The sequence below is a fragment of the Pseudomonas sp. TSRC2-2 genome (assembly GCF_049897785.1).
Lineage (GTDB): Bacteria > Pseudomonadota > Gammaproteobacteria > Pseudomonadales > Pseudomonadaceae > Aquipseudomonas.
In genome coordinates this window covers 91,671-110,257 of sequence record NZ_JAFCWZ010000001.1, presented here as the reverse complement: position 1 = coordinate 110,257, position 18,587 = coordinate 91,671, and the positions used below count along the sequence as shown (strand labels likewise).

The window sequence follows — 18,587 nt, the reverse complement described above, 5'->3', positions numbered from 1 at the left end:
CCGAGCAATCCCTGGCCAGGAAATTCAGAAGTACTCTAGTTGTGGATAAGTTCTGCGGCAATCGCCGCCAGATCGTCAAAAATCAGTGTGCCAACCGGCAGGGTTTTGCCCTGAGTCTTTTCGCCTTTTCCGGTCTTCACCAAAACTGGCTGTGAATCGACGGCTTTGGCGGCCTCCAGGTCACCAAGGCTGTCGCCCACAAACCAGACGTTGGTCAACGGCACCGTGTAATGCGTGGCAATGGCTTTGAGCATTCCGGGTTTCGGTTTGCGGCAATCGCAACCTTCGTCCGGGCCATGCGGGCAGTACACGATCAAGCCAACTTCACCGCCCTGCTCCGCGACCAGCTCGCGCAGGCGCGCGTGCATGGCCTCGAGGGTGGCGAGGTCGTAATAGCCACGAGCAATGCCTGACTGGTTGGTGGCCACCGCCACCGTCCAGCCAGCCTTGCTCAACTGCGCGATCGCTTCGATCGAGCCGGGCAGCGGAATCCACTCCTCTACCGACTTGATATAGGCATCGGAGTCGTAATTGATCACCCCGTCTCGATCGAGAATCAGCAGCTTCAACAGCAATCCCTCAACCCAGCAGCGAAATGTCGGCAACGCCGAGGAAAAGACCTCGCAGACGTGCCAGCAGCGCGTAACGGTTGGCCCGCACATTGGCGTCGTCGGCATTGACCATCACCGCGTCGAAGAACGCGTCGACCGGTTCGCGCAGTGCTGCCAGGCGCGCCAGCGACTCGTTGTACTGACGCGCCGCGGCCATTGGCTGAACCGCCTGATCCGCTTGCTGGATCGCCGAGTACAGCGAGAACTCGTTGGCGTTGTCGAAATACTTGGCCTCGACCACGGTCGGCACCGAGCCTTCGACTTTGCTCAGCAGGTTCGACACACGTTTGTTCACCGCCGCCAGCGCTGCTGCTTCCGGCAATTTGCGGAAGGCCTGCACCGCTTGTACACGCTGGTCGAAGTCCAGCGCCGAGCCTGGCTTCAGAGCACGCACCGACAGGTAAGTGGCGACGTCCACGCCTTCGTCTTCATAGCGCGCCCGCAGACGGTCGAAGATGAATTCCAGCACGGCTTCGTTGAGGCCGGCAGCCTTGACCTTGCCGCCGAACGCAGTCACGGCGAAAGCCACGGCGTCGTTCAGGTCGAGATCGAGTTTCTTTTCGATCAGGATACGCAGCACACCCAGCGCGGCACGACGCAGGGCATACGGGTCTTTGCTGCCGGTTGGCAGCATGCCGATACCGAAGATGCCGACCAGGGTGTCGAGCTTGTCGGCGATGGCCACAGCTGCACCGGTCAGGGTCGCCGGCAATTCGGCACCCGCACCGCGTGGCATGTACTGCTCGTTCAATGCCAGCGCGACATCCTGCGGCTCGCCGTCATTGAGGGCGTAGTAGTAACCGGCGACGCCTTGCATCTCCGGGAACTCGCCGACCATTTCGGTGGCCAGGTCGCACTTCGACAGCAGGCCGGCGCGGGCCGCCCACGAGGCGTTGCCGCCGATGCGCGCGGCAATGTAGGCGGCCAGTTTGGAAACACGTTCGGCCTTGTCGTAGACGCTGCCGAGTTTTTCCTGGAACACCACGTTCTGCAGGCGCAGGTTGAAATTTTCGAGCTTCTGCTTCTTGTCCTGCTTGAAGAAGAACTCGGCGTCGGTCAGACGTGGGCGAACCACTTTCTCGTTACCGGCGATGATCTGCTGCGGGTCTTTGCTCTCGATGTTGGCCACGGTAATGAAACGTGGCAGCAACTTGCCGTCGGCATCCAGCAGGCAGAAGTACTTCTGGTTGTCCTGCATGGTGGTGATCAGCGCTTCCTGCGGTACGTCGAGGAAACGCTCCTCGAAGGAGCACACCAGCGGCACCGGCCATTCAACCAGCGCGGTCACTTCGTCGAGCAGCGCCGGCGGCACGATCGCGGTGCCTTCCTGACGGGTCGCCAGTTCTTCGGTGCGCTTGCTGATGATTTCGCGACGCTCGTTGGCATCGGCCAGTACGTAAGCGGCACGCAGGTCGGCGAGGTAGCTCGACGGCGAACCGATGCGTACGGCGTCCGGATGGTGGAAACGGTGACCGCGGGAATCACGGCCAGCCTTCTGCGCAAGGATCGTGCAGTCGATGACCTGATCACCGAGCAGCATCACCAGCCATTGGGTCGGACGCACGAATTCTTCCTTGCGCGCACCCCAGCGCATGCGTTTCGGGATCGGCAGGTCGTTCAGCGAATCTTCGACGATGGTCGGCAGCAGGCTCGCGGTCGGCTTGCCAGCGATGTTCTGGCTGTAGCGCAGTTTCGGCCCGCTCTGATCGATTTCGCTCAGCTCGACGCCGCACTTCTTGGCAAAACCCAGGGCAGCCTGAGTCGGATTGCCGTCAGCGTCGAACGCGGCCTGACGTGGCGGGCCATCGAGGTTGATGCTGCGATCCGGCTGCTGAGTGGCCAGCGCAGTGATCAGCACGGCCAGACGACGTGGCGCGGCATAGACGGTTTTGCTTTCGTAGCTCAGGCCGGCGGCTTGCAGGCCCTTGTCGATACCGGCGAGGAACGCTTCAGCCAGAGTGTTCAGAGCTTTGGGTGGCAGTTCTTCGGTGCCCAGTTCAACCAGAAAATCTTGCGCACTCATTGTGCAGCCTCCAGCTTGGCCAGTACTTCGTCACGCAGGTCCGGGGTCGCCATCGGGAAGCCCAGCTTGGCGCGAGCCAGCAGATAGGCTTGCGCAACGGAACGCGCCAGGGTGCGCACGCGCAGAATATATTGCTGACGCGCAGTCACCGAGATCGCCCGGCGCGCATCCAGCAGGTTGAAGGTGTGCGACGCCTTCAGCACCATTTCATAGCTCGGCAACGGCAGCGGCTGGTCAAGCTCGATCAGGCGCTTGGCTTCGCTTTCATAGAAGTCGAACAGTTCGAACAGTTTGTCGACGTTGGCGTGTTCGAAGTTGTAAGTGGACTGCTCCACTTCGTTCTGGTGGAACACGTCGCCGTAAGTGACTTTGCCGAACGGGCCGTCAGCCCAGACCAGGTCGTAGACCGAATCCACGCCTTGCAGGTACATCGCCAGACGCTCGAGACCGTAGGTGATCTCGCCGGTTACCGGGTAGCACTCGATGCCGCCCGCCTGCTGGAAGTAAGTGAACTGGGTGACTTCCATGCCGTTGAGCCAGACTTCCCAGCCCAGACCCCAGGCGCCGAGGGTCGGCGATTCCCAGTTGTCTTCGACGAAGCGGATGTCGTGCACCAGCGGGTCGAGGCCGACGTGCTTGAGCGAGCCCAGGTACAGTTCCTGGAAGTTGTCCGGGTTCGGCTTCAGGACCACCTGGAACTGGTAGTAGTGCTGCAGACGGTTCGGGTTTTCGCCGTAGCGGCCGTCAGTCGGACGGCGGCTTGGCTGCACGTACGCGGCGTTCCAGGTTTCCGGGCCGATGGCGCGCAGGAAGGTCGCGGTGTGGAAAGTGCCGGCGCCTACTTCCATATCGTAGGGCTGAAGTACCACACAACCTTGCTCGGCCCAGTATTGCTGGAGCGCGAGGATCAAGTCTTGGAAGGTACGCACGGCTGGCGTAGGCTGGCTCACGAAATTCACCTGTTTCTTGGGCTGCGATTTAAAGAGCGGGAGTATACCCGATTCGTTGCTGCGCACGCCCCCTGGAGCCTTATGCCACGCTGCTTTTGGTGTACCGAAGATCCGCTGTACATGGCCTATCACGATCAGGAGTGGGGCACGCCGCTACGCGATGCGCAGGGTTTGTTCGAGTTGCTTTTGCTCGAAGGGTTCCAGGCCGGGCTGTCGTGGATCACTGTGCTGCGCAAGCGCGAGCGGTATCGCCAGGTGCTGTTCGGCTTCGATGTGCAGCGTGTCGCGCAGATGAGCGACGCCGAAATCGACGAACTGATGCTCGATCCGGGGATCATCCGCAATCGTCTCAAGCTCAACGCCGCGCGGCGTAATGCCCAGGCGTGGCTGGCGCTGGAGGATCCGGTGGCGTTGCTCTGGTCGTTTGTAGGCGACCAGCCAATCATCAATCACTTCAAGGATCGCAGCGAAGTTCCGGCGATCACCCCCCAAGCGCTGGCGATGAGCAAAGCGCTGAAAAAAGCCGGATTCACGTTCGTCGGCCCGACCATTTGCTACGCGCTGATGCAGGCCTCGGGCATGGTCATGGACCACACCCAGGACTGCGACCGCTACGCGCAGCTGGTCAGCGCCGGTTAGAATGCCCGCCTCGCGCACAGCACAAAGATCAGGAGTGACCTGTGGAAAAGTTTAAAGGCGCCTTGCTGGTAGGCGCGCTGCGGCTGTTTGCCCTGCTGCCATGGCGGGCCGTGCAGGCCGTGGGTTCGGCGATTGGCTGGATCATGTGGAAAACCCCCAACCGCTCCCGCGACGTGGTGCGGATCAACCTCGCCAAGTGTTTCCCACAGATGGATGCGGCCGAGCGCGAGCGTCTGGTCGGCCAGAGTCTGAAAGACATCGGCAAGTCGCTGACCGAAAGCGCCTGTGCGTGGATCTGGCCGGCGCAGCGCTCGATCGACCTGGTCCGCGAAGTCGAAGGCCTCGACGTATTGAAAGAGGCGCTGGCCTCGGGCAAAGGCGTGGTGGGCATCACCAGCCATCTGGGCAACTGGGAAGTGCTCAACCACTTCTACTGCAGCCAGTGCAAACCGATCATTTTCTATCGGCCGCCGAAGCTCAAGGCGGTGGATGAATTGCTGCGAAAACAGCGCGTGCAATTGGGCAACAAGGTCGCCGCGTCAACCAAGGAAGGCATTCTCAGCGTGATCAAGGAAGTGCGCAAAGGTGGTGCCGTGGGCATTCCCGCCGATCCGGAGCCGGCCGAATCCGCCGGGATCTTTGTGCCCTTCTTCGCCACTCAGGCACTGACCAGCAAATTCGTGCCGAACATGTTGGCCGGCGGCAAAGCGGTCGGCGTGTTCCTGCATGCTCTGCGCCTGCCTGACGGCTCGGGCTACAAAGTGATCCTCGAAGCCGCACCCGAAGCCATGTACAGCACCGATACCGCCGAGTCCTGCGCGGCGATGAGCAAAGTGGTCGAGCGTTACGTGGCGGCGTATCCGAGCCAATACATGTGGAGCATGAAGCGCTTCAAGAAGCGTCCGCCGGGCGAAGCGCGCTGGTACTGAGCCGCTGCGACAGGTTGGCGGCTGATGCAGACGGCGTCACCTTGCGCTGTCTGTAGCTCAAGGCGCCTGCCGCTCGAGCTTCTTCAGAAACACGGTCATTTCCTTTTCGGCCTGTTTGTCGCCGTGGGCGCGGGCCGCTTCCAGGCCCTGCTCCCAGGCCTGACGCGCAGCGGCGTGATCGCCTAGCGCCAGCTGCGCCTTGCCCAGTAACTTCCACGCTGCTGAGTACTTCGGGTCGAACGTAACGCAGTGCTGGAAATGCTCGGCAGCCCTGGCGTTTTCGCCCAAGTCCAGATAACCCTTGCCCAGGCCGAAACGCAACAGAGCGTTATCCGCACCTTTGGCGAGCATTTTTTCTAGGGATTCGAGCATAGGCGCGTTCCTTTCTGCGGTGTGTCAGAGGTGAGTCTTGCTCAGCAATACCCCTTTCGCGAGCAAGCCTGCTCCCACAGGGCAACGCATTCCAAAGGTGGGAGCGGGCTTGCTCGCGAAGGGGCCATCTCGGGCAACGTTGTTTTCAGGTCAGAAAAAGCTCAACCCCACATGAAACAGCTTCTCCACATCGCGAATATGCTTCTTGTCCACAAGGAACAGAATCACATGGTCGCCCGCTTCGATCACCGTGTCGTCGTGGGCAATGATCACTTTCTCGTTGCGAATCACCGCGCCGATGGTAGTGCCCGGCGGCAGGCCGATCTTTTCGATCGGCTTGCCGATGACCTTGCTCGACTTCGCATCACCGTGGGCAATCGCCTCGATCGCTTCCGCCGCGCCGCGCCGCAGTGAGTGCACGCTGACGATATCGCCTCGGCGTACGTGGGCGAGCAGGGTGCCGATGGTCGCCAGTTGCGGGCTGATGGCGATGTCGATGTCGCCGCCCTGAATCAGGTCGACGTAAGCCGGATTGTTGATGATCGTCATGACCTTCTTTGCCCCCAGCCGTTTCGCCAGCAGCGACGACATGATGTTGGCTTCGTCATCGTTGGTCAGGGCGAGGAAGATATCGGCGTCGGCGATGTTCTCCTCCAGCAGCAGATCGCGGTCCGAGGCGCTGCCCTGAAGCACCACGGTGCTGTCGAGGGTGTCGGAGAGGTAGCGGCAGCGCGCCGGGCTCATCTCGATGATCTTCACCTGATAACGGCTTTCGATGGCCTCGGCCAGGCGTTCGCCGATCTGCCCGCCACCGGCGATGACGATGCGTTTGTAGGTTTCGTCGAGGCGGCGCATTTCGCTCATCACCGCGCGAATATCCTCACGGGCGGCGATGAAGAACACTTCGTCGTCGGCCTCGATCACCGTGTCGCCCTGCGGCAGGATCGGCCGGTCACGGCGGAAGATCGCCGCCACGCGGGTTTCGACGTTTGGCATGTGCTCGCGTAACTGGCGCAGTTGCTGGCCGACCAGCGGCCCGCCGTAATAGGCGCGCACCGCCACCAGCTGCGCCGCGCCTTCGGCGAAGTCGATCACCTGCAAGGCGCCGGGATGCTGGATCAGACGCTTGATGTAATTGGTCACGACCTGCTCGGGACTGATCAGCACGTCGACCGGAATCGCTTCGTTCTGGAACAGCTGTTCCTCGCGATTGAGGTACGACGCTTCGCGCACCCGGGCGATTTTGGTCGGGGTGTGGAACAGCGTGTGCGCGACCTGACAGGCGACCATGTTGGTCTCGTCGCTGTTGGTCACCGCGACCAGCATGTCGGCGTCGTCGGCACCGGCCTGTCGCAGCACCGAGGGCAGCGAGCCCCGGCCCTGAACCGTGCGGATGTCGAGGCGGTCACCGAGGTCGCGCAGGCGCTCGCCGTCGGTGTCGACCACGGTGATGTCGTTGGCCTCGCTGGCCAGATGTTCGGCCAGCGAACCGCCGACCTGTCCTGCACCGAGGATGATGATTTTCATCCAGTCACTCCGTTGAATCCGTTTAGCTGCGTGCGGCAGCGATCTTGATCAGCTTGGCGTAGTAGAACCCGTCATGGCCGCCCTGCTGGGCCAGCAGTTGGCGACCATGGGGCTGTTTGATGCCGGCCGCAGTGGCCAGATCCAGTTCGCGGGCACCGGGGGTGCGCTCGAGGAACGCAGCGATCACCTCAGTGTTTTCCGTCGGCAATGTCGAGCAGGTGGCGTAGAGCAGGATGCCGCCGACTTCGAGGGTTTTCCACATGGCGTCGAGCAACTCGCCTTGCAGTTGTGCGAGGGCGACGATGTCGTCGGGCTGGCGGGTCAGTTTGATGTCCGGATGGCGACGGATCACCCCGGTGGCCGAGCACGGTGCATCGAGCAGGATGCGCTGGAACGGTTTGCCATCCCACCATTTCGCCGTGTCGCGGCCATCGGCGGCGATCAGCTCAGCGCTCAGGCCCAGGCGTTCAAGGTTTTCCTTCACCCGCACCAGACGCTTGGCCTCCAGATCCACCGCCACCACGCCGGCCAGCGCCGGTTCGGCTTCGAGGATATGGCAAGTCTTGCCGCCGGGCGCGCAGCAGGCGTCGAGCACGCGTTGGCCGGGCGCCAGGTCGAGCAGGTCGGCGGCCAGTTGCGCGGCTTCGTCCTGCACACTGATCCAGCCCTCGGCGAAACCCGGCAGGCTGCGCACATCGGCGGCGGCTTCGAGGACGATGCCGTCGCGGCTGTATTCGCAAGGTGTCGCGGCGATTCCGGCATCGTTCAGCAGCGCGAGGTAGGCGTCGCGGCTGTGATGGCGGCGGTTGACCCGCAGGATCATCGGCGGATGCGCGTTGTTCGCTGCACAGATGGCTTCCCACTGCTGCGGCCAGAACGCCTTGAGGGATTTTTGCAGCCAGCGCGGGTGCGCCGTGCGCACCACCGGGTCGCGTTCGAGTTCGGCGAAAATCGTCTCGCTTTCGCGCTGGGCATTGCGCAGCACGGCGTTGAGCAGGCCTTTGGCCCAGGGTTTTTTCAGCTTGTCGGCGCAACCGACGGTCTCACCGATGGCGGCGTGAGCCGGTACGCGGGTGTAGAGCAACTGGTAAAGACCGACCAGCAGCAGCGCCTCGACATCGGCGTCGGCAGACTTGAACGGTTTCTGCAAAAGCTTCTCTGCCAATGCCGACAGGCGTGGCTGCCAGCGTGCACTGCCAAAGGCCAGATCCTGAGTGAAACCGCGATCGCGATCCTCGACCTTGTCCAGCTGCGGGGGCAGGGAGCTGTTCAGCGAAGCCTTGCCGCTGAGCACGGCGGCGAGTGCCTTGGCGGCGGCCAGACGTGGATTCATTGCGCGTCCACCGCTGCACCCAGCACGCTGCCGACGGCGAATTTCTCGCGGCGGCTGTTGAACAGGTCGCTGAAGTTCAGCGCTTTGCCACCGGGCAGTTGCAGACGAGTCAGGCACAGCGCTTGTGCACCGCAGGCGACGATCAGGCCGTCCTTGCTGGCGCTGAGGATTTCACCCGGAGCGCCAGTGCCGTCGGCGACTTTCGCGGCCAGCACTTTCAACGCTTCGCCATTGAGCGTGCTGTGGGTGATCGGCCATGGGTTGAAGGCGCGAACCAGACGTTCCAGCTCTGCCGCCGGACGGCTCCAGTCGATGCGTGCTTCATCTTTGTTCAGTTTGTGCGCATAGGTGGCGAGTTCGTCGTTCTGCACTTCGCCTTCCAGGGTGCCCGCAGCGAGGCCGGCAATTGCCTGGACCACGGCGGGCGGACCCATTTCGGCGAGGCGATCATGCAGTGTGCCGCCAGTGTCATCGGCGCTGATCGGGGTGACAACCTTGAGCAGCATCGGCCCGGTGTCGAGTCCGGCTTCCATGCGCATCACGGTCACACCGCTTTCGGCATCGCCGTGTTCGACGGCGCGCTGAATCGGCGCCGCACCGCGCCAGCGTGGCAGCAGCGACGCATGACTGTTGATGCAACCCAGACGCGGAATATCCAGCACCGCTTGCGGCAGGATCAGGCCGTAGGCGACCACCACCATCAAGTCCGGTTTCAGCGCGGCCAGTTCCGCCTGAGCGTCGGCATTGCGCAAGGTCGGCGGCTGCAACACCTGGATATTATTCTCCAGAGCGAGTTGTTTGACCGGGCTCGGCATCAGTTTTTGCCCGCGGCCGGCCGGCCGATCCGGCTGGGTGTAGACCGCCACGATCTCGTACGGGCTGCTCAGCAGAGCCTTGAGGTGCTCGGCGGCGAATTCCGGGGTACCGGCAAAAACAATGCGCAGTGGCTCAGTCATGAAAGGCGTCTCATAAAAAGAAAAAGGCTTGCCGCAGCAAGCCTTTGAAGAGGGGCATCAAGCGTTCTGGCGGTGCAGCTTTTCCAGTTTCTTCTTGATCCGGTCGCGTTTGAGCGTGGACAGGTAATCGACGAACAATTTGCCGTTGAGGTGGTCGCATTCGTGCTGGATGCACACCGCGAGCAGACCTTCGGCTATCAGCTCATAGGGCTTGCCGTCGCGGTCCAGCGCCTTGATTTTGACCTTCTGCGGGCGGTCGACGTTTTCGTAGAAGCCCGGTACCGAGAGGCAGCCTTCCTGATACTGGTCCATCTCGTCGGTCAGCGGTTCGAACTCGGGGTTGATGAACACCCGTGGCTCGGTACGGTCTTCGGACAGGTCCATCACGACGATACGTTTGTGCACGTTGACCTGGGTCGCGGCGAGGCCGATGCCCGGCGCTTCATACATTGTTTCAAACATGTCGTCGACCAACTGACGCACTTCGTCGTCCACTACAGCCACTGGTTTGGCGATAGTGCGCAGACGCGGGTCCGGAAATTCGAGGATGTTTAAAATGGCCATAGGCTTCGATTGCTGCACACGTTGAGTAAAGTCGGGTCGATGGCCTGGCGGGTCCGAGGATGCAGGCTACCGTTGTGAAGCGTAGCTTCTGAAAACAGAAGCGAGCCACGGGGGCTCTGACGATTCACGCGAATGCACATGATAAAGGGATTCACTGCATGAGGAAAACACTACTCGCCCTGCTGCTTCTGGCTGCGGCCGGCGGCGCTCAAGGGCAAGTGCAACTCAGGGATGGTTTTCCACAGCAATACACGGTGGTTTCGGGCGACACGCTCTGGGACATCTCCGGCAAGTACCTGCGCGAGCCCTGGCAATGGCCACAGCTTTGGCGGGCCAACCCGCAGGTCGAGAACCCCAACCTGATCTATCCCGGCGACACGCTGACGCTCAGCTACGTCAATGGCCAGCCGCAACTGACCGTCAACCGTGGCGAGTCGCGCGGCACCATCAAGCTTTCGCCACGCATTCGCACCAGCCCGGTGGCCGAGGCGATTCCGAGCATTCCGCTGAAGTCCATCAACAGTTTTCTGCTGAGCAACCGCATCGTCGACAAGGCCGAAGACTTCGACAAGGCGCCATACATCGTTGCCGGCGACGCCGAACGGGTGCTCAGTGGCACCGGTGACCGCATCTTCGCCCGCGGCCATTTCGATCCAGAGCAACCGGTGTACGGCATCTTCCGCCAAGGCAAGGTGTATACCGACCCGCAAACCAAGGAGTTCCTCGGTATCAACGCGGACGATATCGGTGGTGGCGAAATCGTTGCTGCCGAAGGCGATGTCGCCACCCTCGCCCTGCAGCGCACCACCCAGGAGGTGCGGCTTGGTGACCGCTTGTTCAGCGGCGAAGAACGTTCGATCAACTCGACGTTCATGCCCAGCGCGCCGAATCGATCCATCGACGGCCTGATTATCGACGTGCCGCGTGGCGTCACCCAGATCGGCGTGATGGACGTCGTCACGCTGAACAGGGGCAAACGCGACGGTCTGGCCGAAGGCAATGTACTGGCGGTGATGAAAACCGGCGAAACCGTGCGTGACCGGATCACCGGCCAGCCGCTGAAAATTCCTGATGAGCGTGCCGGCTTGCTGATGGTGTTTCGCACCTATGACAAACTCAGTTACGGCCTGGTGCTCAACGCTTCGCGTTCGTTGGCGGTGCTCGACAAGGTGCGAAATCCGTAAGCTTGCTTCACAAGTTACCAACAGAGTTATCCACAGCTTGTTCCGAATGGTTCGGAGCATAGAACGATCAAGGATGATCCATTCATGTTGTCGCTCAGTACGGCCATTTCCCCGGCGGAACTGGAGGCGCGCCTGCGCCTGCACCGCATGCCGGATATCGGCCCCAAGCGTTTTGCCAAACTGCTCGAAGCGTTCGGCTCGGCGTCGAAAGCCATCAGTGCGCCGGCCAGTGCGTGGCGCTCGCTGGGGTTGCCATCGGCCTGCGCCGAGGCGCGACGTTGTCCGACGGTGCGCGATGGCGCCAGCCATGCAATGCGCTGGCTAGAGCGCCCCGGCCAACATTTGTTGATGTGGGATCAAGCGGATTACCCAGCATTGCTGGCGCAAATTCCCGATCCGCCGCCGCTTTTATTCGTTGCCGGCGATCCGTCGATTCTGGAGAAACCGCAGTTGGCGATGGTCGGCAGCCGCCGCGCTTCGCGTCCCTGGATGGACACGGCGGCGGCGTTTTCCCGCAGTCTGGCCGGGGCCGGCTTTGTCATCACCAGTGGTCTGGCGCTGGGCATTGATGCCGCTGCGCATCAGGCCGCACTGAACGCTGGCGGCCAGACCGTGGGTGTGCTTGGTACGGGCCTGGAAAATTTTTATCCACAACGCAACCAAGGCCTGGCTGAGGCAATGATTGCCTCGGGCAGTGCGGTGCTTTCCGAGTTTCCGCTGGACGCCGGGCCGAGCCCGAGCAACTTCCCCCGACGCAACCGCATCATCAGCGGCTTATCCCTTGGCGTGCTGGTGGTCGAGGCCAGTGTTGCCAGCGGCTCGTTGATCACCGCGCGACTGGCGGCCGAGCAAGGGCGTGAGGTTTACGCGATTCCAGGATCGATCCATCACCCCGGCGCCCGCGGTTGTCACCAGTTGATTCGCGACGGCGCGGTGCTCGTGGAAACTATCGAACACATTCTCGAAGCCCTGCGTGGCTGGCAGCAGCCGTTGTTATCCACAGCTTCGCCGCAGGATGATCATCCGTTGCTTGCGCTGCTTCACGCGGCGCCCCACACCAGCGAAGCCCTGGCCGCGAGCTGTGGCTGGGCGCTGCCCAAAGTGCTTGCGACGCTGACCGAGCTGGAGATCGACGGCCGTGCGGTGTGCGAAAACGGTCGCTGGTTGGCGCGGTCACGCTAGGTTTTACAAGGAAGATCGGTAAACTGCGCGAAACCTGTTTGTGGAGAGTTTTTTCATGGTCAACAGTTGGCGTGTGCAACAAGCCGCGCGTGAAGTTCGCGCCGGCGCGGTGATTGCCTATCCAACCGAAGCCGTCTGGGGGCTGGGTTGCGACCCGTGGAACGAAGACGCCGTGGACCGCTTGCTGGCGATCAAGAATCGCTCGGTGAGCAAAGGACTGATCCTCGTCGCTGACAACATCCGCCAGTTCGATTTCCTTTTCGAGGACTTCCCGCAGGACTGGATCGACCGCATGGCCAGCACCTGGCCGGGGCCGAACACCTGGCTGGTGCCACACCAGAATCTGTTGCCGGAATGGGTCACAGGCGTGCATGACACCGTGGCACTGCGGGTCAGTGATCATCCTCAGGTGCGCGATTTGTGCTCACTGGTCGGGCCGTTGATCTCGACATCCGCCAATCCTCAGGGGCGGCCGCCGGCACGCACGCGCTTGCGGGTCGAACAGTATTTCCGTGGGCAGGTTGACCTGGTGCTGGGTGGCAGCCTTGGCGGACGCAAGAACCCCAGCGTGATCCGCGACCTGGCCAGCGGTAACGTCATTCGCCCTGACTGACGCCACTTCTTTATACTTTTTGCGCACTCCTCGGCGGTTCAGGCGAGGAGTTTGCGCATGCCTGCAGTTTATTCATGCATCCGTTTAGGGCTTATCCGTTGCCATTGTTCTTTCATGCGTCAGACGAAGCGTTAAGTCTGAAATATTCGTAAATTTTCCCACGGGATTATCAGAACACGTGCAGTGGCGAGATCTCCAAAAGCATCCATTCTTTCAATGTGCTTGAAGCAACTTCGAAATGTTAATGGCTGCGGAGAAGTAATGGATATTACGGATTTACACCTCAAGGATTATCTGCAGGGCTTTCAGGAGACACTCAAGAATCAACAGGCCGATTATCGTGTGGCCATTCTTGAGGCAGGCTCGGATGCCGGGGAATTTGAACGCTTCATCGGTCGACAGTTTCGCCTGCGGTTGCAGCATTACATGCTCACATCAAGAGCCCGGGCGCTGGACGCCCGATTGGCGATTACCGCACGCAGCACACACTTTTTGCTGTACCAGCGCGATCAACTCATTGCGGTGCTGCGCGCAACTCCGGCGCCGTTCGAATGGGCCTCACTGACGCAACATCATGTCTCTCCCACCGTGGCATTGGCGCGGCACGTCGAATTCAGTCGGCTGATTACCCTTTCCCAGCAGCATCGACCGGTGTCGATCAATGGCCTGCTCGCCACCGCCGCGCAATGGGCAATCGATCGCGGATATCAGGGGGTGACGGCCTTGTGCAGATCGCCACAGCGGCAACTGTTTCAGCGTTTCGGCCTGACCCCGATCGCTACGCACGCAATGCATATCGAACAGCGTGCCCGTGGCGACTATTGGCTGTTGTCCGCCGAGTGGCGACAAATACTGATGGCCCTGGATCAGCCTGTGAACATGAACGTGCATCATCAGCCGGAGTACCGCGATGTTCATAACCGCCAGTATTGATCCGCCAATGTTTGAAGAGTGGGCTGAAAAATGGCTCGTGTACGAGTCGAAGAAGTTGCGCAGCAAGCTTGCCGCTCGTAGACCGGCGGCAAAGAAACTTCATCGCAAGATGTACTTGATATAGCTGGAAGATACTCGGCGAACTCATGGAAGAGTTCGCCGAGTATCAACATGGAACTATGGCAAAAGAATTGTGGAACCGGTTGTTCGCCGCGCCGACAGTTCAGTTTGTGCTTTCGCCGCATCCGCCAATGCATGGCGCTGGCTGATGTCGACTTTCAGCTTGCCGCTGATGATCATCTCGAACAACTCGTCAGCCATGCGCTGCAGGTTCTCGGCGTTGTTGGCGTAGGTCGCCAATGTCGGCCGGGTGACATAAAGCGAGCCCTTTGCGGCGAGAATGCCAAGATTGACGCCATCGACCGCGCCCGAGGCATTGCCGAAACTCACCACCAGGCCACGTGGCGCCACGCTGTCCAGGGACGTGAGCCAGGTGTCCTTGCCGACGCCGTCATACACCACCGGGACTTTCTTGCCGTCAGTCAGAGCCAGCACACGCTCGGCTACGTTTTCATGGCTGTAGTCGATAGTGGCCCAGGCGCCGTTGGCCTTGGCCAGTTCGGCTTTTTCCCTGGAACTGACGGTGCCTATCAGCTTCACGCCTAGCGCTTTGGCCCATTGGCAGGCCAGCGAGCCGACGCCGCCCGCTGCCGCATGGAACAGAATGGTTTCGCCGCCCTTCAGTTCGTAGGTCTGGCGCAGCAGGTATTGCACGGTCAGGCCCTTGAGCATGACCCCGGCAGCCGTTTCGAAGCTGATTTCGTCGGGCAGGTGTACAAGATTGTCTTGCGGCAGGACATGTACCTGGCTGTAGGCGCCGAGCGGGCCGCTGCCGTACGCCACACGATCGCCGACCTTGAACCGGGTGACGTCGCTGCCCACCGCCTCGACGGTGCCGGCGCCTTCCGAACCCAGGCCAGACGGCAAGGCGGGCGGCGCATACAGGCCGCTACGGTAGTAGGTGTCAATGAAATTCAGGCCGATCGCATGGTTGGCCACGCGCACTTGATTCGGCCCGGGCGCAGCGGGTTCGTAATCTACATATTCGAGCACTTCGGGACCGCCGTGGGCACCGAACTGGATACGCTTTGCCATCTGCCTGCTCTCCTTGGGTCGTCACTAAGCCCTCTATCCAACTCCCCCGCTTGATCTTCGTCAACTGCGGCGCGCCGGTCTGCGATGGTATGCTACGCGCCCATTTGCGCCGCCCGCCTGCCGGGGCGCCGCCCGATTCAAGGTGAAGCCATGACGACCCGCACCGACGCCGTAAAGGCCTATCTGCTCGATCTGCAAGACCGCATCTGCGCCGCGCTCGAAACCGAAGACGGCGGCAAATGCTTCGTCGAAGACGCCTGGACCCGGCCGGCGGGCGGTGGTGGGCGCACCCGTGTGCTGGAAAACGGCACGTTGATCGAAAAGGGCGGCGTCAACTTTTCCCACGTCTTCGGCAGCGGCTTGCCACCCTCGGCCAGTGCGCATCGGCCGGAACTGGCCGGGCGTGGTTTCGAGGCGCTCGGCGTATCGCTGGTGATCCATCCGCACAACCCGCACGTGCCGACGTCCCACGCCAACGTGCGCTTTTTCATCGCTGAAAAAGAAGGCGAAGAACCGGTCTGGTGGTTTGGCGGCGGCTTCGACCTGACCCCGTATTACGGCGTTGAGGAAGATTGCGTCCACTGGCACCGCGTCGCCGAGCAAGCCTGTGCTCCGTTCGGCGCTGATGTCTATCCACGCTACAAGGCCTGGTGCGATACCTACTTTCACATCAAGCACCGTCATGAGCCGCGCGGCATTGGTGGTCTGTTCTTCGATGATCTGAACGAGTGGGATTTCGACACCAGTTTCGCGTTCATGCGCGCCATCGGCGACGCCTACATCGACGCCTACCTGCCGATTGTGCAGCGGCGCAAAAACGATGCCTTCACTGCACAGCAGCGCGAATTCCAGGAGTTCCGCCGTGGTCGCTATGTCGAGTTCAACCTGGTTTACGACCGTGGCACCCTCTTTGGTCTGCAATCGGGCGGACGTACCGAATCGATTCTGATGTCGCTGCCGCCGCAAGTGCGCTGGGGTTATGACTGGAAGGCCGAGCCAGGCAGCGCCGAAGCGCGCCTGACCGAATACTTCCTGCAGGATCGCGACTGGCTGGCCGAGGCCTGAGGATTGGTGATGGATCGTTACGTCGTTTTCGGTAACCCGATCGGCCACAGCAAGTCGCCGATGATTCACCAGCTGTTCGCTGAACAGACAAGCCAACGCCTCGATTACAGCACGCTGCTGGCGCCGCTTGATGATTTTGCCGGCTGCGCCACCGCGTTCTTTCGGGAGGGGCGCGGTGCCAACGTGACGGTGCCGTTCAAGGAAGAGGCTTACCGTCTGGCCAACAGCCTGACCGCACGCGCGCAGCGCGCTGGGGCGGTGAACACCTTGAGCAAACTGGACGATGGCTCACTCCTCGGCGACAACACCGATGGCGCTGGCCTGGTCCGCGATCTGACGGTCAATGCCGGGTTCAGCCTGACCGGCAAGCGCATCCTTTTGCTCGGCGCCGGCGGCGCGGTGCGCGGGGCACTGGAGCCATTGCTGGCGGAGAATCCGGCCTCAGTGATCATCGCCAATCGCACGGTGGACAAGGCTGAGCTGCTGGCCGAATTGTTCTGCGACCTGGGGCCGGTAGCAGCCAGTGGCTTCGACTGGTTGCGCGAACCGGTGGACGTGATCATCAACGCTACTTCCGCCAGCCTGACCGGTGACGTTCCGCCGATTGCGCCAAGCCTGATCGAGCCGGGCCAGACGCTGTGCTACGACATGATGTACGGCAAGGAACCGACTGCGTTCTGTCGCTGGGCCACCGAGCACGGCGCGGCGCTGGCAATGGATGGTCTGGGCATGCTCGCCGAGCAGGCGGCGGAGGCGTTCTACTTATGGCGCCGCGTGCGCCCGGATACCGCTCCGGTGCTCGCCGAACTGCGCCGACAATTAGCCCTTTAAGAGCTTCGCGAGCAAGCTCGCTCCCACATTTGATCGCATTGCACGGTGGGAGCGCGCTTGCTCGCGAATGGCCACTCAGCTGATCCTGGATCAATCCTCAAAGCGGATCGGGCATTTTTCCGCCCCTTCCAGCTTGCGTAATTCTTCCACGACCTGTGGCCGTGCCCGGCGCAAGGTCAGGCTGCGGCCCTGGCCCAACAAACGCCGCGCTTCCTGATGCAGCATCTCCACCCCTGAATAATCGATGAAGTTGATCTGCTGTGCCTCGATTACCACCCGCGCTCCGTGCAACCGTTGCAGGCGCACTTGCAGGTAATGGCTGGCGCCGAAAAAGATCGAACCGCCGACGCGTAAAACATCGTCCTCACCGTCTGGCCAATGCTGCACACGCGGTTGCGAAGTGCGCTTGAGGTAGAAAAACAGCGACGCCAGCACGCCTGCGTAAATGGCTGTCTGCAGTTCCAGCAGCAGCGTTGCGAGGCACGTCAGCGCCATGACCACGAACTCGGCACGACTGACCCGCAGCAATGCCCGAATTGCTCGGTGATCGACCAGGCCCCAGGCAATCAGCAGAATGCTGCCGGCCATGGCGGGAATCGGAATATGCGAAATCAGCCCGGCGCCGAAGATCGCAAACAAAGCTACCCAGACCGCAGAAAAAATCCCGGCCAGTGGCGAACAGGCACCCGCTTCGTAACTCAATCCCGAGCGGGTAAACGATCCGGCTGACAGCGAGCCGGAAAAGAACGCCCCGACAATATTCGACAAGCCTTGCGCGCGGACTTCCTGATTGGCATCAAGCAACTGCTGCGACCGGGCGGAAATCGAGCGCGCAATCGACAGACTGGTGACCAGCCCGAGCATGCCCACCGCTACGGCGCTCGGCAGCAGGCGCAGCATCACCTCCGGATCCAGCGGCAAGGCGCTGAAAGGCGGCAAGCGACCGACGAAAGCGCTGACCAGATGCACATGGCCGAACATCGCCGGCCAGATCCATACCAGCAGGCTGGCCAGCACTAGCGTGATCAACAGCGTCGGCCAGCGTGGCAGGAGTTTTTTCAGCGCCACGCCGACGATGACTGTGGCGACGCCGAGGATCAGCGAAGGCTTATCCACAGCCCCGAGATGCCGCACCAGATCCATCAGACTGGCGAGCGCCGTGGTGCTGGCCGGCAATTCCAGCCCGAGCAGATTGGGCAATTGCCCGATGGCAATCACCACCGCCGCACCGAGGGTGAAACCGAGCACCACCGAGTGCGAGACGAAATTCACCAGTGCGCCGAAGCGCAGCAGGCCGAGCAACCACTGGAAAATCCCGGCCAGGAAGGTCAGCAACAGAATCAGCGTGATGTAGTCCTGCGACGCCGGAACGGCCAAGGGGCTGACGCTGGCGTAGAGCACAATCGAAATCGCCGCCGTCGGGCCGCAGATCAGATGCCACGATGAGCCCCACAGGCAAGCGATCATCACCGGGATGATCGCTGCGTAGAGACCGTATTCAGGTGGCAGACCGGCAATCAGGGCGTAGGCAATCGACTGGGGTAACGCGAGAATCGCACCGCTGAGGCCGACGATCAGGTCCCTGCCGACGCTGGCGCGGGTTTGCCGTGGCAACCAGCTCAGGAAAGGAAAAAGTGAATGACGGCTGGGAAAGGCCATGGATCCTCACGGTTGGAGTTTTCAACAAGGGTATCAGCCCTTCCCGCCGATCGTTCCCACG

The 18,587-nt window shown here is 61.6% G+C and carries 18 protein-coding genes; 8 read left to right on the top strand and 10 right to left on the bottom strand.

Annotation, left to right across the window (positions count from 1 at the left end; translation table 11 throughout):
* Window positions 1–35 precede the first annotated feature (35 nt).
* Genes gmhB through glyQ form a run of 3 tightly spaced genes read right to left on the bottom strand, consistent with a single transcriptional unit; the run spans window position 36 to window position 3,584 of the window.
* Window positions 36–575, bottom strand: a complete 540-nt coding sequence (gmhB, locus tag ACP7D9_RS00540; protein ID WP_426155011.1) for a D-glycero-beta-D-manno-heptose 1,7-bisphosphate 7-phosphatase — start codon at window positions 573–575, stop codon at window positions 36–38.
* A gap of 4 nt (window positions 576–579) precedes the next feature.
* On the bottom strand, window positions 580–2,634 hold the full coding sequence (gene glyS, locus ACP7D9_RS00535; protein ID WP_101159709.1) for a glycine--tRNA ligase subunit beta: 2,055 nt from the start codon (window positions 2,632–2,634) through the stop codon (window positions 580–582).
* On the bottom strand, window positions 2,631–3,584 hold the full coding sequence (glyQ, locus tag ACP7D9_RS00530; protein ID WP_003187265.1) for a glycine--tRNA ligase subunit alpha: 954 nt from the start codon (window positions 3,582–3,584) through the stop codon (window positions 2,631–2,633). The genes glyS and glyQ overlap by 4 nt, the downstream gene beginning before the upstream one ends.
* Window positions 3,585–3,665: 81 nt before the next feature.
* On the opposite strand from glyQ, the gene tag reads away from it, so the two are divergent.
* Window positions 3,666–4,223 carry a DNA-3-methyladenine glycosylase I gene (gene tag / locus ACP7D9_RS00525; RefSeq protein ID WP_426155009.1) on the top strand — a complete coding sequence of 186 codons (558 nt, stop codon included), beginning with the start codon at window positions 3,666–3,668 and terminating at the stop codon, window positions 4,221–4,223.
* 41 nt (window positions 4,224–4,264) lie between these two features.
* Window positions 4,265–5,152 (top strand): lysophospholipid acyltransferase, encoded by an 888-nt coding sequence (locus ACP7D9_RS00520; protein WP_016772383.1) that lies wholly within the window; start codon window positions 4,265–4,267, stop codon window positions 5,150–5,152.
* 57 nt (window positions 5,153–5,209) lie between these two features.
* Here the strand turns inward: ACP7D9_RS00520 and ACP7D9_RS00515 are convergent, their stop codons facing one another.
* From ACP7D9_RS00515 to def, 5 genes are all read right to left on the bottom strand, one after another.
* Window positions 5,210–5,524, bottom strand: coding sequence for a tetratricopeptide repeat protein (locus ACP7D9_RS00515; protein WP_313000383.1), 315 nt, complete (start codon window positions 5,522–5,524; stop codon window positions 5,210–5,212).
* Between the two features lie 150 nt (window positions 5,525–5,674).
* Complete coding sequence (gene trkA, locus ACP7D9_RS00510) at window positions 5,675–7,051, bottom strand: Trk system potassium transporter TrkA (protein ID WP_016772381.1); 1,377 nt, start codon at window positions 7,049–7,051, stop codon at window positions 5,675–5,677.
* Window positions 7,052–7,073: 22 nt separating this feature from the next.
* Entirely contained in the window at window positions 7,074–8,384 is a 1,311-nt protein-coding gene (gene rsmB / locus ACP7D9_RS00505) for a 16S rRNA (cytosine(967)-C(5))-methyltransferase RsmB (RefSeq protein WP_426155006.1), read from the bottom strand.
* A complete protein-coding gene (gene fmt / locus ACP7D9_RS00500; protein WP_426155004.1) occupies window positions 8,381–9,340 on the bottom strand; it encodes a methionyl-tRNA formyltransferase in 960 nt (319 codons plus the stop codon). The genes rsmB and fmt overlap by 4 nt, the downstream gene beginning before the upstream one ends.
* Before the next feature lie 57 nt (window positions 9,341–9,397).
* Window positions 9,398–9,904, bottom strand: coding sequence for a peptide deformylase (gene def, locus ACP7D9_RS00495; RefSeq protein WP_016772378.1), 507 nt, complete (start codon window positions 9,902–9,904; stop codon window positions 9,398–9,400).
* A gap of 158 nt (window positions 9,905–10,062) precedes the next feature.
* Here def and ACP7D9_RS00490 point away from each other — a divergent pair, with 158 nt between their 5' ends.
* From ACP7D9_RS00490 to ACP7D9_RS00475, 4 genes are all read left to right on the top strand, one after another.
* Window positions 10,063–11,088, top strand: a complete 1,026-nt coding sequence (locus ACP7D9_RS00490; RefSeq protein ID WP_426155002.1) for a LysM peptidoglycan-binding domain-containing protein — start codon at window positions 10,063–10,065, stop codon at window positions 11,086–11,088.
* 84 nt (window positions 11,089–11,172) lie between these two features.
* A complete protein-coding gene (gene dprA / locus ACP7D9_RS00485; RefSeq protein ID WP_426155000.1) occupies window positions 11,173–12,270 on the top strand; it encodes a DNA-processing protein DprA in 1,098 nt (365 codons plus the stop codon).
* 55 nt (window positions 12,271–12,325) lie between these two features.
* Window positions 12,326–12,883: an L-threonylcarbamoyladenylate synthase gene (locus ACP7D9_RS00480; RefSeq protein ID WP_042608257.1), complete on the top strand. Its 558-nt coding sequence runs from the start codon at window positions 12,326–12,328 to the stop codon at window positions 12,881–12,883.
* Between the two features lie 261 nt (window positions 12,884–13,144).
* A complete protein-coding gene (locus tag ACP7D9_RS00475; protein WP_426154998.1) occupies window positions 13,145–13,816 on the top strand; it encodes a hypothetical protein in 672 nt (223 codons plus the stop codon).
* 177 nt (window positions 13,817–13,993) lie between these two features.
* Here the strand turns inward: ACP7D9_RS00475 and ACP7D9_RS00470 are convergent, their stop codons facing one another.
* On the bottom strand, window positions 13,994–14,971 hold the full coding sequence (locus ACP7D9_RS00470; protein ID WP_426154996.1) for an NADPH:quinone reductase: 978 nt from the start codon (window positions 14,969–14,971) through the stop codon (window positions 13,994–13,996).
* A 150-nt stretch (window positions 14,972–15,121) separates the two neighbouring features.
* Between ACP7D9_RS00470 and hemF the strand changes: the two genes are divergently transcribed.
* Window positions 15,122–16,036, top strand: coding sequence for an oxygen-dependent coproporphyrinogen oxidase (gene hemF / locus ACP7D9_RS00465; RefSeq protein WP_101159696.1), 915 nt, complete (start codon window positions 15,122–15,124; stop codon window positions 16,034–16,036).
* 9 nt (window positions 16,037–16,045) lie between these two features.
* Window positions 16,046–16,867 carry a shikimate dehydrogenase gene (aroE, locus tag ACP7D9_RS00460; protein WP_101159695.1) on the top strand — a complete coding sequence of 274 codons (822 nt, stop codon included), beginning with the start codon at window positions 16,046–16,048 and terminating at the stop codon, window positions 16,865–16,867.
* Between the two features lie 90 nt (window positions 16,868–16,957).
* On the opposite strand, the gene ACP7D9_RS00455 is transcribed toward aroE, so the two are convergent.
* Window positions 16,958–18,526, bottom strand: a complete 1,569-nt coding sequence (locus ACP7D9_RS00455; protein ID WP_426154993.1) for a SulP family inorganic anion transporter — start codon at window positions 18,524–18,526, stop codon at window positions 16,958–16,960.
* Window positions 18,527–18,587: the final 61 nt, after the last annotated feature.

Excerpts from the sequence above, each read along its gene's own strand:
- ACP7D9_RS00475 (WP_426154998.1), top strand. The coding sequence starts at position 13,145 with ATGGATATTACGGATTTACACCTCAAGGATTATCTGCAGGGCTTTCAG.
- ACP7D9_RS00515 (WP_313000383.1), bottom strand. The coding sequence starts at position 5,524 with ATGCTCGAATCCCTAGAAAAAATGCTCGCCAAAGGTGCGGATAACGCT.
- fmt (WP_426155004.1), bottom strand. The coding sequence starts at position 9,340 with ATGACTGAGCCACTGCGCATTGTTTTTGCCGGTACCCCGGAATTCGCC.
- ACP7D9_RS00470 (WP_426154996.1), bottom strand. The coding sequence starts at position 14,971 with ATGGCAAAGCGTATCCAGTTCGGTGCCCACGGCGGTCCCGAAGTGCTC.
- hemF (WP_101159696.1), top strand. The coding sequence starts at position 15,122 with ATGACGACCCGCACCGACGCCGTAAAGGCCTATCTGCTCGATCTGCAA.
- dprA (WP_426155000.1), top strand. The coding sequence starts at position 11,173 with ATGTTGTCGCTCAGTACGGCCATTTCCCCGGCGGAACTGGAGGCGCGC.
- tag (WP_426155009.1), top strand. The coding sequence starts at position 3,666 with ATGCCACGCTGCTTTTGGTGTACCGAAGATCCGCTGTACATGGCCTAT.
- aroE (WP_101159695.1), top strand. The coding sequence starts at position 16,046 with ATGGATCGTTACGTCGTTTTCGGTAACCCGATCGGCCACAGCAAGTCG.
- glyS (WP_101159709.1), bottom strand. The coding sequence starts at position 2,634 with ATGAGTGCGCAAGATTTTCTGGTTGAACTGGGCACCGAAGAACTGCCA.
- rsmB (WP_426155006.1), bottom strand. The coding sequence starts at position 8,384 with ATGAATCCACGTCTGGCCGCCGCCAAGGCACTCGCCGCCGTGCTCAGC.
- ACP7D9_RS00480 (WP_042608257.1), top strand. The coding sequence starts at position 12,326 with ATGGTCAACAGTTGGCGTGTGCAACAAGCCGCGCGTGAAGTTCGCGCC.
- def (WP_016772378.1), bottom strand. The coding sequence starts at position 9,904 with ATGGCCATTTTAAACATCCTCGAATTTCCGGACCCGCGTCTGCGCACT.
- ACP7D9_RS00455 (WP_426154993.1), bottom strand. The coding sequence starts at position 18,526 with ATGGCCTTTCCCAGCCGTCATTCACTTTTTCCTTTCCTGAGCTGGTTG.
- ACP7D9_RS00490 (WP_426155002.1), top strand. The coding sequence starts at position 10,063 with ATGAGGAAAACACTACTCGCCCTGCTGCTTCTGGCTGCGGCCGGCGGC.
- trkA (WP_016772381.1), bottom strand. The coding sequence starts at position 7,051 with ATGAAAATCATCATCCTCGGTGCAGGACAGGTCGGCGGTTCGCTGGCC.